Here is a 13,522-nt window from a genome sequence, read left to right as displayed (position 1 = left end):
GCCCATCACCCAAGACTCCACAGACCATGAGCAACAACGAGACAGCAGCGCTTCCCCTGCAGGCTTTGTACGAACTGCACACGGCCGCGCCGGCCGGGCGCGAGGGCATGCCGGCCTTTGCCGCCGAACTGGCAAAGCGCCTGGCCCAGGGGCGCGATGCCGAGGTGGCGGACTTCCTGCGCGACAGCAGCAGCCTGTGCCAGGAGCGGCTGCACCAGTTGCCCGGCGAGCATGCGCCCTGGCAGCGCGACCACGCGCTGTGGCTGGCGCTGGCGCGCATCAGCCTTCCGCTGGGACAGTTCTATGGGGGCAACTCGGGCGTGCCCCGGCGCAGTGCCGAGCTGACCGCGGAGCTGACGGCACTGGCCCGCGCCTGGCTGGATGACTGGGGCAGCCGCACCCACCAGCCCTGGAGATTGCGCGATGGCTACGACCTCGTGCTCAGGCAGGTGTTTGGCGTGCTGGGCCATGAAGGCATGTCCAGTGCCGAGATCATCGGCCTGCTGCGCTGGGCGCGGGAACTGAGCGCAAAGGCCGGCATTGCGCCCGGCGCGCAGTACTACTGCCACTGGCAGCACCTGCTGCACCAGCTGCCCGAGCCCGAACTGCTGGCCATGGCCATCGAGGACGGCGGCGGCCAGCTCAGCCGCGACATCGTCCAACGCCAGCTGCCGCTGCAGCGCACGCGGCCTGCAGCGCAGCGCTGGGCGCTGTGGCGGGATTTTTTTGCGCAATTCCCCGCCGTGCTTGACCAGTTGCGCCTGCCCGAGCCCGTGCTGATTGCATCGCGCTGGGAGACGGCCGATGCCGCGCGCCGCGACCTGCTGGCCCAGGACCTGTTCAAGGCCCTGTGCTTTGCTTCGGACGATGACTGGCCGCATGACCGTGTCCTGGTGGAGCGCATGCTGCAGACCGATGCCGCACCGCTGGTCGCCTGGTTCAAGCAACTGGGCCACCTGGCGATCAATCCCGTCGTGGCGCAGCGGCTGTGGGACGCTCGGTGGCCGGCCCTGCTGCCGCTGCTATTGCCGGCCTGCGCAGACGGCTGCAAGCACGAATCCGACCGCGCCGGCTACGCCGCGGTGGCCGAGACCTTGCTGGCCGATCGCCCTGGCGACCTGGCCCGGCTGGCCGCCGGCCCGCTCACGCACCTGCTGCCCGCGCTGCGCGTGGACACGCTGCAGCGGCTGCTGCCGCAACTGGGCAAGGCCGCCTCCAGCAGTGCCTCCAAGGGCTTGCGTGCGGCGCTGGCACAGGCCCTGTCTGCCCTGCCCGTGGATGCGCCTCAGGCCGCCGGCTGGCTGGCCAAGCCCAACAAGAACCTGGTGCTGGCCTACCGCGATGTGCTGGTGGCCCATCCTGATCCGGCGTCTGGCAGCCTGCTGTCGGCACTGCTGTCCGGTGGATTGCTGGAGGTGGCCGAGCAAGGCCCGGTGCAGGCGCGCCTGAAGGATCTGGGTGCCGCAGCCCCGGTTGCGGACGCAGCCAGGCCACCTGGCGGCGAGGCCGCGCCAGCTGGCAGCGATGGTGCCGGCTCCCTGGCAGAGCTTGAAGCCCAGGCCGCCAGCCTGCAGCGCCTGTCGCCCGCCATTGCCGCGCTGGACCAGCCGGCGCTGCTGGACCTGCTCGCGCCCCTGTCGGCCCAGGCCGCGCGCGCGCTGCTGCACCTGGCGGCCACCAGCCCGCAGGAGCTGCCTGCGCTGGCCCACCAACTGCTGGCCCAGGCCGGCGCCGAGAACCGTGCGCGGCTGGCCCTGGCCCTGGTCCAGCACTGGGTGGCTGCCGATGGCGCGCCCGAATCGCGCTGGGTGCTCAAGCTGCTGCCCGGCGCGGCGGACGACCGCATCGTCGATGTGCTGTCCTCGGCCGCCCTGGCCTGGCACAAGACGCGCAAGGAGCGCGCCGTGGTCGCGCTGCAGCAGCTGGGCCGGCTCGACACGGTCTATGCCCTGTCCTGCGTGCAGGCCCTGGCCACCGGCAAGACGCTCAAGCCCAGCGTGCTGGCCGCTGCACAGGCCGTGCTGGCCGAGGCCGCCACGCGGCGCGGCATGGCGCTGGCCGACCTCGGCGATGAGCTGACCCCGGACTTCGACCTGGGCCGGGGCGTGCAATTGCAGGTGGGCGCGCAGACCTATGACGTGCTGCTGCAGGGCGACCTGTCGCTGCGCCTGCGCACGCCGGCCGGCAAGCTGGTGCGCAGCCTGCCAGCCCTGGCCGACGAGGGGCTGCGCACGGAGTGGGATGCGGCCGCCGCGCGGCTCAAGACGCTGTCCAAGGGCATCAAGGCCGTGCTGCAGCAGCAGGCGCCGCGCCTGCAGTCCTGCCTGATGCTGGGCCGGCACTGGCCGCTGGACACCTGGCGCCGCCTCTTCCTGGAGCACCCGCTGCTGCGCGTGGTGGCACAGGGCCTGGTCTGGCGGGTGGAGCCGGCGGCCGGCCAGCCGTTCAGCCTGCGCATTGCCGAGGACCTGTCCCTGGTCGATGCCCAGAGCGATGCGGTGCAACTGCCGGCCGAGGGCCGCATCGCCCTGTGGCACCCCGCGCAGGCCACCGAACAGGAGCGTGCGCAGTGGCGCGAATGCCTGGCCGACTACGGCCTCAAGGCCCTGATCGAGCAGGTCGATGCGCCCGCCGACCTGCCGCTGGCCAGCCAGTGGCAGCAGGAGCTGCTGCAGCCCCTGGCACCGATACGGCTGACGCAGCAGGCGCTGGACGGCCTGGCAGGGCCATGGCGCTTTCATGCCGGCCCCGTGTGCGATGGCCCCGGCATCTACCTGCACCTGCGGGACTTTGCCGTGCAGCGCTGGCGCGTGGAACTGCTGCACAGCGCGGCCATGCCGTACTACGAGCCCGGCCATGAGATCGACATCGAAGGCTTTGCCCTGCGCGACATGGCCGCCGACCGCCTGCTGCCCCCGGCCGAATGGCCGCTGCCGCTGCAGGCATCGCTGTGCGCCATGCTCCAGGCCCTGGCCTCGCGCGCTGCGGGCGCGGCGGCCGCAGCAGCTGCAGCCCAGGTTTGACTCCCTCCAGAACCCCTGAATCCATGACCTCTTCGACCCTAGAACACACCGACCAGGCCACGCTGGAGGAACTGAGCGCCTCGCTGCCACCCGCCGAGCTGGTCCAGGTGCTGGCCAGCCGCATGCGCGCGGGCCGGCATGACGAAGTGGGCGCCTTCACGCGCAAGGCCTTCGACGACTATTCCAACCCCATCCGCGCCCTGGGCAACTTCGATCTGCCCTGGACCCATGACCATGACCTGTGGCTGGCCTTCGCGCGGCAGACCATCCCCTTCGGGCGCAGGATTGACGGCAGCCTGGACGGCGACATTCCACGCCACAGTCCCGAGCTTGCGGCCGAGTTCGAGCAGATGGCGCGCGCCAGCCTGGCCCGTCCACCTGCGCCGGACGGCGACAACGACTATCGTGAAATCCGCATCCTGGACATGTTCGGCTGGCTCTGGTACCCGGGCATCAGCCGCGAACGGGTGATGCAGCTGCTGGACTGGGCCGCGGAGCTGAACGTCCAGTCCGGCGCCAGGTATGACAGAGTCGACTGGAAGCTGCTGCTGGGCAGCCTGGACGACCAGGACCTGATGGAGCTGGCCGAGCGCGGCGGCGCGCTCTATGCCGACATCCGCGATGTCTACATGAAGCGGCACCGCGACGTTCCGCACCCGCAGCGCTGCGCGCCCTGGTACGACTTCTACCGCCGCCATCCCGACTGGTTCGACGACAAGCCCATCAACGAAGATCCGGGCCTGATCGCGCTGCGCTGGGACCTGGGCGCCGATGCCCAGCGGCGGCTGGAACTGGTCAACCTGCTGCTGGGCAGGGCGGACCGCGAGCCGGCTGATTACTTCATTCCCATTTTCGACCGCCTGGTGCGGGAGGATGCCGCGCCCTTCGTCGCCTGGATCGAAGGATGGCAGCCCAAGTACCACTTCGATGCGGTGGTCGCCCGCCAGATCTGGAAGGCACGCTACCCGGAGCTTTTGCCCCATCTGCTGCGCTGCATATTGCAGGTGTCGCGCATTGAGCCCTTCATCGGCCTGCTCAACCAGATGCTGGCCGAGCAGCCCGACTATCTGCGCGAGATTCCCACCGTGCGCCTGGCCCCGCTGCTGGCGCAGCTGGACCCGGCCATGCTGCATGCCCGGCTGCCCCTGCTGGGCGAACTGCTGGCGGCCAGCAGCTCGCGGGCGCTGCGCGAAGCGGTGGCGCGCTTCATGCAGGGACTGGATGCGCAGGCCGTAGGCGCTGCCTTCGAGTCCAACGCCTGGCTGCAGCGGCGCGAGAAAGCGATGCAGCTGGCCTGCCGCGACATCCTGCTGGCCCATCCCGATCCCGGGGTCGCGCCGCTGCTGCAGGCGCTGCTGCGCACGGGCCTGGACCTGGGCTCCGAAAGCATGGTCGAGGGCCGGCTGCTGGCCCTGGGTGTCCCAGTGCCGGGCGCTCTGACCGTGGCGCAGGGGGAGGGGGGCCGGGTCCCGCTCGATGCGCTGGAGGCCCGCGTGGCGCGCTTCAAGCGCTTTTCCAGCAGCATCAAGGCCTATGACCAGCCCGAGACCCTGGCGCTGTTCGCGCCGCTGTCCGGGCATGCGGCCCGCACCGTGCTGCACCTGGTGTCCACGGCCGAGGAAGAGCTGCCGCCGCTGGTGGAGCAGTTGCTGGCCCATGTGCCGGCCGAAAGCCGCGCCCAGCTGTCCCTGCACCTGGTCAATGCCTGGGTGGCCCTGGAGGGCGAGCCCAAGGCGCGCTGGGCGCTGCGACTGGCCACCGGCCATGTCGACGACCGCCTGGTGCAGACCCTGGTGGCCGCCGTGAAGGCCTGGGGCTGGAGCAAGAAGCTGCGCGCCATCATCGCCGTGGAGCAGCTCGGTGCGCTGGACACGCTGTACGCGCTGTCCCAGGTCCAGACCCTGTCCACCTCGCGCAAGCTCAAGGACCTGGTGATTGAAGCCACGCATGACGCGCTCAAGGCGGCCGCCCAGCGGCGCGGCCTGAGTCTGATGGAGCTGTATGACGAGCTGACGCCCGATTTCGGCCTGGGCGGCGAAGGCCTGGTGCTGGAGGTGGGCCCGCAGCGCTACCGCCTGCAGCTGCAGGGCGACCTGAGCCTGCGCGTGGTGGGTGACAAGGGCAAGGCCTCCAAGACCCTGCCTGCGCTCAAGGACGAATCGCTGCGCCTGCAGTGGAATGCGGCCCAGGCCGAATTCAAGACCGTTGCCGCTGGCGTCAAGGCCATCGCCAAGCAGCAGGTGCCGCGCCTGGGTACCGCCTTCATGACGGGACAGCGCTGGTCCGTCCCGCGCTGGCGCAGATTGTTCCTGCTGCATCCCCTGCTGCGCATCGTGGGCCGCAGCCTGATCTGGCGGCTGGAGCAGGGCGCCAGCTTTCGCATTGCCGAGGATTTTTCCCTGCTCGACGCCACCGACGATGCCGTGGAGCTGCCAGACGACGCACAGGTGCTGCTCTGGCATCCGGTCGATGCCGCAGCAGGCGAGGTTGAGGCCTGGCGCACCTGCCTGGCCGACTACGAGCTGCAGCCGCTGATCGACCAGCTGAACGCAGGCGCACAACTGCCCGAAGCCGGGCAGTGGAAGAACCATGCACTGCATCCTGCCGGCCCGCTGCAGATACGCCAGGGCGCGCTGTCCGGCCTGCTGGCCAAGTGGAACTACCGCCCCGGCCCCGTGGGGGACGGCCCCGGCATCTACGAGCACAAGCTGGACCTGGCAGGCCCGCAGCTGTACATCGAACTCCACCACGGGCGCTACCTGCCGTTCATGGACCTGGACAACCGCGTGGACATCACCCATGCCGTGGTCTACGACAGCAGCCATCGCGGCGAAGATGGCCGCTGGCCCCGGCTGCAGCCGCAGCAGTGGCCGCGCGCGCTGCAGGCCACGCTGATGGCGCAGTTCGCGGCCATCGCCGCCAAATCGGCCAGCACCAAAGAGAGCGACTGATGGCCACCAAACGCATTGCAGCGGCCACCCCGGAGCCTGCCGCCCAGCGGCTGCCGGCCGAGATGGCCCACGCCCAGGAACTCGCGGCCCTGCAGGCCGCCGACCAGGGCCCGCGCCCCGACGGCTGGCGCCTGAGCCCGCGCTCCGTGCGGCGCTTCATCCTGGGCGGTGCGGAACCTGACGGCGGCGGGCCGGCCATCGCGCGCAAGATCCACGGCAACGATGCCCTGGTCGAGCGCGCCATCGTCACCCTGGCCGGCCAGCGCGGACTGATGCTGGTGGGCGAGCCGGGCACGGCCAAGTCCCTGCTGTCCGAGCTGCTGGCCGCCGCCATCAGCGGCGACAGCAAGCTCACCGTGCAGGGCGGTGCCGGCGTGGTGGAGGAGCAGATCCGCTACGGCTGGAACTACGCCCTGCTGCTGCGCGACGGCCCAGGCCCCGAAGCCCTGGTGCCCGGCCCGCTGCACCGCGCCATGGGGGAAGGGCGGCTGCTGCGTTTCGAGGAAATCACGCGCTGCTCCACCGAAGTGCAGGACTGCATGGTGCCCGTGCTCTCCGAGCGGCTGCTGCAGATTCCCGAACTCAAGCACGAGCAGCCCTGGCTGCTGGCACGGCCGGGCTTCAATGTGATTGCCACGGCCAACCTGCGCGATCGCGGCGTCAACGAGATGTCGGCCGCGCTCAAGCGTCGCTTCAACTTCGAGACCATGCGCCCGCTCGAAGGCGTGGCCGCGCAGGCCGCATTGATAGGGCAGGAGGTGGGCCGCGCACTGGCGCAGCAGCGCATCGGCACCACCGTCGCGCCCGATGTGCTGGCCCTGCTGGCCACGGCCTTCCAGGAGCTGCGCAGCGGCAGCGTGGAGGGCACGGCCGTGGAGCGGCCGGGCACCGTGCTGTCCACGGCCGAGGCCATCGACGTGGCCTTCAACGCCGCCTGCCAGTGCTGGTACTTCGGGCAGGAGCAGGTGGGTCCGGCCCACCTGGCGCGCCACCTGCTGGGCACGGTGATCAAGGACGACGACGAGGACCGGCGCCGTTTCGCCGAATACCTGCGCGTGGTGGCACGCCAGCGCGCAGGGCAGCCGCAGTGGCAGGACTTTGTCGCAGGCGGCCGTGAGCACTGACGCTGCCGCGTGGCTGGCGCCGCTGCCGCAGCTGCGCCTGGTGCCCGTGCGCCACCACAGCCCACGCTGCGCCCACCACCTGCGCGCGCTGATGCGCGAGTTCAAGCCCACCCACGTGCTGATCGAAGGCCCGGGCGAGCTCGATGCCCTGCTGCCCGCGCTGCAGCACGCCCAGGCGCGTCCCCCGCTGGCCGCCTACCTGCATGCGGCCATGGCCGGGCCCGGCACGGCCGAGCAAGACTGGCGCTGCCGTTGCTACGTGCCCTTTGCCGCCTTCTCGCCCGAATGGGTGGCCCTGCGCGAGGCGGCGCGGCTGCGCAGCGCCGTGCGCTTCATCGACCTGCCCTATGCCGACAGGCTGGCGCAGGCCGCGCAGCTGGACTACTTCGCCTGCGCGCCCGAGCCCCTGCTGGCCGACGAGCCCGCGCGGCGCGCGCCCGATGTGCTGGCCGGCCTCATCCAGGCCAGCGGCTGCCGCGACTTCGACGAATGGTGGGACCGGCATTACGAATCAGGCAACGAGGACGCCTCGCCCCAGGCGTACTTTGCCGGCGTGCTGGCCTTCAGCCAGCTGTTGCGCGAGCGCGAGCAGGGCGCGGGCGGCAGCGGCATGGATGCCGAGGACGTGGCGCGCGAGGCCCACATGGCCGCCCAGGTCAGCGCGGCCCTGGCCGAAGGCGGGCGCTGCCTGGTGGTCTGCGGCGGCTTCCATGTGCCCGGCATCGTTGCCGGCCTCTCGGCCCCCGCCCGGCCTGCGGACGCCAGGCCCGCCATCGATGTGGGCGTACACCTCATTGCCTACACGCTGCAGCGGCTGGAGCGCGCCAGCGGCTACGCGGCCGGCATGCCCATGCCTGGCTACTACCAGGGCGTATGGCAGGCGCTGGAGCAGGGCGCTTCGCAACCCGATGCCCAGGCCTGGCCCGAGATGGCGGCACGCACCGTGAACAGCCTGCGTGCTCGGGGCATGCCCGCCAGCCTGCCCGATGCGGCAGAGGCCGTGCGCCTGGCCCATGGCCTGGCCGCCTTGCGCGCCTGCCGCGGCGGCCGGGCCGAGCTGCTGGAAGCGCTGGACAGCGCCGTGTTCAAGGAGCATGCCCAGGCCCTGCGACCGCAGCCTATGGTGCAGCAGACCGGGCAGCAGATTGGTCAATGGCTGCTGGACGCCGACGACTACGGCCAGTTGCCACCCAACGCGCCGGCTGCCCCGCTGCTGGTCGATGTGCAGGCCTTCTGCCTGCGCCACCGCCTGCCCGTGCGGCCCGCCGCACCCGTGCGCAAGGAGCTGGACATCTACCGCAGCGCGCGCCACCGCCGGCTGTCGCAGGGGCTGCACCGCCTGTGCTACCTGGGCGTGCCCTATGCGCAGCGCCTGGCCGGGCCGGACTTCGTGGCGGGCACGGGCCTGGCGCGTGTGCGCGAGGTCTGGACGCTGGGCTGGCAGGTCGAGACCACGGTGGCCCTGACCGAGGCCATGTGCCATGGCTCCAGCCTGGAGGAAGCCGCGGTGCACCTGGTACGCGAGCGCCTGGCGCAGACGGCCCACACGGAGCCCGCGCAGCGCGTGCTGGAGGTGCTGGTCATGGGGCTGGACGGCATCGCCCAGCAGGTGCTGGATACCGTGCAGGCCTGGATGGAGCGCAGCCACGACGCGCTGGCCCTGGCCCGCGCCACGGGCTGCCTGGCCCTGGCCTACGAGGCCCGCCATGCGCTGGGCGGCGTGGGCCTGGCGCGCCTGCTGCCGCTGCTGCGGCGCTGCTTTGCCCAGGCCTGCCTGCGCCTGCCCTGGCTGGGCGAGGGCGATGCATCCCAGCAGGTACAGGCCCTGGATGCCCTGGCCGATCTGCACGGCATGGTCTGCCGCCACGCGCCCTGGGCCGACGCCGGCCTGTTCCACGATGCCTGTGCCGCCCTGCATGAGGCAGGCGCCGACAGCACGCCCGCGTGCGTGCGCGGCGCCACGGCCGGCATCCTGAGCATGGCCGGCCGCTGGCAGATCGCGCAGACCGATGCCGCCCTGCGCGCCATGCTGGGCCTGGCGCAGGTCGATGGCGCCGCCATGGGCGAATACCTGCAGGGCTTTGTGCGCGTGGCCAAGGGCTGGCTGCTCAGCCATCCGCCGCTGCTGCGCCTGCTCAGTGACGGCATTGCGCACTGGCCGGAAGACGCCTTCCTGGCCGGCCTGCCGGCCTTGCGGCTGGCCTTTGCCCAGCTGACCCGTGCCGAACTGCGGCAGCTGGCCGGGCGGCTGGCGGGTCTGTCGGGCGCGGCCACGCCACCCGGCGCAACCACGCTGGGCCCGGTGCACCTGCCATCGGACGAGGCCCTGGCGCACAGCCGCGCCTTGGCGGCCCAGGTGGGCCGGCTGCTGCAACCCTGGGGACTGTCATGAGCCGGGAAGATCCGCCAATGCACGAATCGCCAATGCACGAGCCGCCAATGCAGGAACAGGCAATCGATGCCGCCACCCTGCGGCGCTGGCGCCTCATCCTCGGGCCCGAGGCCGCCCAGCCCCTGGCTGCGGCGCAGCCACTCGATGCCGCCGATGCGCGCCGCGACGCGGCACTGGACTATCTCTACCAGCGCGAGCATCGCCTGCGCGAGCAGGCGAACACCTCGGGCACCAATGCGTGGCAGGGCGGGGGCGGGCAGTCCGCGCGCCAGGGCGGCAGCGGCGTGCCTGAGCCGCAGGCCGTGCACTGGCTGGGCGAGGTGCGCGATCTGTTCCCGCGCAGCGCCGTGGAAACGCTGCAGCGCGATGCGCTGTCGCGCTATGGGCTCCATGGCCTGCTCAGTGACCCGCAGGTCCTGGCCGAGGCCACGCCCAGCATCGAACTGGTGGCCGCCTTGATGGCGGTGCGCACCAGCCTGCCCCCCGAGGTGATGGCCGAGGCCCGCCGGCTGGTGGCGCGCGTGGTGGCCGATCTGCAGGCGCGGCTGTCCTCGCGCGTGCACTCGGCCCTGGGGTGGCGGCGCAGGCGCCGCAGTAGCCGGGGCCAGGGGCAGATGAGCGATCTGGACTGGCCACGCACCCTGCGCCACAACCTGCGCCACTACCAGAGCGAGGAGCAGGTGCTGGTGCTGGAGCGCCTGTTCTTCAGGGAGAACGAAGCACAGCGCCTGACCTGGGACCTGTGGCTGGTGGTGGACCAGAGCGGGTCCATGCATGAATCCGTCATCCACAGCGCCGTCATGGGCAGCATCTTTGCGCGCGTGCGCGCCCTTCGCACTCATGTGCTGCTGTTCTCCGACGCGGTGGCCGATGTCACCGGCCAGCTGCATGCGCCCGAAGAGCTGCTGCTGGGCGCGCAACTGGGCGGGGGCACCAACATCGGCGCGGCACTGGCGCATGTGGCCGGGCAGCTTGCCGCGCCGCGCCGCAGCGTGATCGTGCTGATCACCGACCTGTACGAAGGCCATGACGAGGCCCGTGTCATCGCCGAGACCGAGCGGCTGGTTGCCAGTGGCGCCCGCGTGCTGGTGCTGGCTGCGCTGGACCGCCGCGCCCACCCCGACTATGACCGCGACCTGGCCACGCAACTGGTGGCGCGCGGCGCCCAGGTTGCCGCCATGACGCCCGACCATCTGGTGGATTGGCTGGCCCAGGCCATGCAGGGAGGGCGGCCCTCATGATGCAGGAATGGCTGCGCACCCTGGACGATGACGCCATTGCCGACTGGGCCAACAAGGGCCTGCTCAAGCGCGGGGCCAAGGCCCTGGCGGCGGTGGATGCAGGGCAGTGGGAGCTGGCGGCCAACCAGGCCCGCGCCGGCATCGAAGGCCATGTCCAGACCCTGGCCGGCGCGGGCTTTGCCACGCTGCAATGCAGCTGCCCCGCCTTTGGCCCCTGCCACCATCTGTGCGCTTTGCTGCTGGGCCTGCGGGCGCGGCTGGCCCACGAGACCCCGGCCGATGGCATGGCCCAGGCGCCCGCTGCTCCGTGGCTCGACGGCGATGCCGGCGCCGTGGCCCAGGCCTTTGGAATGGCCGCCCAACGAAAGGCCCTGCGCTGGATGGCCCAGGGCTTCGAGGCAGTGCTGGAAGAGGCCCCGGCCACCCTGATCGGCGAACTGTCCAACCCCGACGAAGTCACCGTGCGCCTGCCGCGCGCCGGTGGCCTGGCAGCGGCCAGTTGCAGTTGCAAGGCAGCGGCCTGCGCCCACCGCGCCCTGGTGGCATTGCAGGCCCGGCGCCTGGCGGGCGCACCCATGCCGGAGCTGCCGGCGCATGCGCTGGAAGCCGGCGCACTGCAGCGGCTGGCCCAGGCGCGCCAATGGCTGACCGGCTGGGTGCTGCAGGGCCGTGCCGGCATGAGCCCGGCCTTCCTCGACCAGGGCGAGGCACTGGCCACCGAACTGCGCCAGGCCGACCTGCCGCGCCCTGCCAGCGTGCTCAACCTGCTGGTACGCGCCTTGCGTGACGAGCGCGCAGGGCGTGCCGGTGCAGCCGAACGCGTGGCGCCCTTGCTGGCCGCGCTGTGGATGCTGCTGCGCGGCCTGGCGCAACAGCCCATGCCACGGCCCCTGAGCGAACTGGCGGGCGTGCACAGGCGCAGCTACCGGCGCGTGCAAGGCCTTTGCCTGCACGCCGTGGCAGCCGAGCTATGGCATGCGCGCGGCGGGCAGCGCGGGTTTTCCGTGCATTTGCAGGACGCGGCCAGCGGTCGGTATCTGACCTGGTCCGCATCGCGCGCCGAAGGTTTCGACCCGGAGTGGGAACCGGCCGGGGCGCTGGACTCGGAAACCCTGGGCGGCCTCACCGCAAGGCAGCTGCTGCAAGGCCTCCATGTGCTGCTGGACGGCTGGGCCAGCGACGATGGCCGCCTGTCGGCGCGCGACGCCACGCGGCTGGCACCGACCCAGGCGACCGGCCCACAGCCGGTGGCCGACGATCCCCAGGCCCTGCTGCAGCGCCATCTGCAGGAGCTGCATGCCGACCCCTGGCGTCAGCAGCCGCCCCTTTGGGCACGGCTGCAGGTGGCCGGCAGCGGCCTGGCGCAGCGTGACGAGCTGCTGCAGCGCTGGACGATTGCATTGCAGTCGCCGGTGCCAGGGCCTTCCCTGTCCCTGGTGGGCGATCTGCACGGCATGCAGGGCAGGGCGGGTGAGGCATTGCGCAGGGAACTTGCGCGCGGCCGGGTGCTGCAGGAAGTCTTTGGCCGCGTGGAGATCGCGGCAGGGCAGTTGCAGATTGCCGTGGCTTCCGTGCGCTGGCAGGACAGCGCGGACTGGCACCATCCCAGCACGGCCTGGCCGGCGCCGCTTGCCGAAGTCAGTGTGGAGAAGGCTCCATGAGCAATTCAAGCAAAGCAAGCAACGAGAGCACCACCGCACCGCTGCGCCATTGGCTGGCACAAGGTCAGGCCTGGCTGGCCGACATGCAGGCCGCAGGCCTGGCGGGGGCAGGCATGCCGCTGCTGGCCGCCGGCCGCGCCTGGGCCGACGAGGGCGCGCTGCTGGGCTGGGGCGCCCTGGCAAGGCAGATGGACGGCGTGCTGGACCTGCAGCTGCCGCCGGCGGAGCGCGCGGCCGCCCTGCTCGATATCGCAGTCTGGGTCATGACCGCGCAGCGGCTGCAGGCCGGTGCGGATCAGTCCTTGCCCTGAAAAAAGCCATTCAGTTCGGCGCCCGGCGTGGCCTGGGCGAACGCGTCGAAGCGCCCCGTCTCGGCAATGGAGCGCGCCGCATGCAGAAAGCCGCCCCAGGCTGCGCGCGCCAGTGCGCCGCCCACGCTGATGCGGCGCACGCCCATGGCCTCGGCATCCTGCAGGCTCCATTCGCTGGCCCCTCCGATCAGCAGATTCACCGGCTTGGGTGCCACGGCCGCCACCACGGCACGGATCTGCTCGGCGCTGCGGATGCCGGGTGCGTACAGGCAGTCTGCGCCAGCCTCGGCATAGGCCTTGAGCCGGGCAATGGTGTCGTCCAGATCGGGCCGGCCCACGAAGAAATTCTCCGCACGCCCGACCAGCAAGGTGCCGCCACCGGCCTCGTCGATGGCGGCACGGGCGGCGCGCAGCCGGGCCACGGCTTCCTCGATGCTGCGCAAGGGGTTGGCTGCATCGCCCGTCGAGTCTTCGATGGACAGGCCCGCCACGCCGGTGTCCACGGCCATGCGCACGCTTTCGGCAACCTCCTGCGGGTCCAGGCCGAAGCCGCTTTCAAAGTCCGCATTCACGGGCAGATCTGTGGCCGCGACCAGGCTGCGCAGATGCTCCAGCGTCATCCCGCGGGAGATGGCGCCATCGGGCTGGCCCAGCGACCAGGCATGGCCCGAGCTGGTGCTGGCCAGCGCCTTGAAGCCCAGGCCCTGCAGCATGCGGGCGCTGCCCGCATCCCAGGGATTGGGCAGCACAAAGCAGCCCTGGCGGTGCAGGGCGTGGAAGGTGGCGCGCTTTTGTTCGGTGGTGGGGGTCATGGGGGCA

At 71.5% G+C, this 13,522-nt stretch carries 8 protein-coding genes; 7 read left to right on the top strand and 1 reads right to left on the bottom strand.

All coding sequences use genetic code 11. From position 1 onward, the window contains the following. Positions 1 to 26 precede the first annotated feature (26 nt). Genes CLV01_RS19590 through CLV01_RS19560 form a run of 7 tightly spaced genes read left to right on the top strand, consistent with a single transcriptional unit; the run spans position 27 to position 12,703 of the window. Entirely contained in the window at positions 27 to 3,023 is a 2,997-nt protein-coding gene (locus tag CLV01_RS19590) for a DUF4132 domain-containing protein (RefSeq protein ID WP_099733442.1), read from the top strand. A gap of 23 nt (positions 3,024 to 3,046) precedes the next feature. Then, positions 3,047 to 5,974 (top strand): DUF4132 domain-containing protein, encoded by a 2,928-nt coding sequence (locus CLV01_RS19585; protein WP_099733443.1) that lies wholly within the window; start codon positions 3,047 to 3,049, stop codon positions 5,972 to 5,974. Then, positions 5,974 to 7,098, top strand: a complete 1,125-nt coding sequence (locus tag CLV01_RS19580) for an ATP-binding protein (RefSeq protein WP_034394609.1) — start codon at positions 5,974 to 5,976, stop codon at positions 7,096 to 7,098. Before CLV01_RS19585 ends, CLV01_RS19580 begins: the two co-directional genes overlap by 1 nt. After that, positions 7,088 to 9,490, top strand: coding sequence for a DUF5682 family protein (locus CLV01_RS19575; RefSeq protein WP_099733444.1), 2,403 nt, complete (start codon positions 7,088 to 7,090; stop codon positions 9,488 to 9,490). The genes CLV01_RS19580 and CLV01_RS19575 overlap by 11 nt, the downstream gene beginning before the upstream one ends. Positions 9,491 to 9,537: 47 nt before the next feature. Continuing rightward, on the top strand, positions 9,538 to 10,731 hold the full coding sequence (locus CLV01_RS19570) for a VWA domain-containing protein (protein ID WP_099733445.1): 1,194 nt from the start codon (positions 9,538 to 9,540) through the stop codon (positions 10,729 to 10,731). Beyond that, positions 10,728 to 12,392, top strand: a complete 1,665-nt coding sequence (locus CLV01_RS19565) for an SWIM zinc finger family protein (RefSeq protein ID WP_099733446.1) — start codon at positions 10,728 to 10,730, stop codon at positions 12,390 to 12,392. Before CLV01_RS19570 ends, CLV01_RS19565 begins: the two co-directional genes overlap by 4 nt. Beyond that, a complete protein-coding gene (locus CLV01_RS19560; protein ID WP_099733447.1) occupies positions 12,389 to 12,703 on the top strand; it encodes a hypothetical protein in 315 nt (104 codons plus the stop codon). The genes CLV01_RS19565 and CLV01_RS19560 overlap by 4 nt, the downstream gene beginning before the upstream one ends. On the opposite strand, the gene CLV01_RS19555 is transcribed toward CLV01_RS19560, so the two are convergent. Then, the gene (locus CLV01_RS19555) at positions 12,688 to 13,515 is read right to left on the bottom strand and encodes an isocitrate lyase/PEP mutase family protein (protein ID WP_099733448.1); all 828 of its coding nucleotides are present in this window, start codon (positions 13,513 to 13,515) and stop codon (positions 12,688 to 12,690) included. The two genes, CLV01_RS19560 and CLV01_RS19555, sit on opposite strands and share 16 nt — an antisense overlap. Positions 13,516 to 13,522: the final 7 nt, after the last annotated feature.

The organism is Delftia sp. 60 (assembly GCF_002754395.1).
Taxonomy (GTDB): domain Bacteria; phylum Pseudomonadota; class Gammaproteobacteria; order Burkholderiales; family Burkholderiaceae_C; genus Comamonas; species Comamonas acidovorans.
This window is presented reverse-complemented; position numbering and strand designations above follow the sequence as displayed.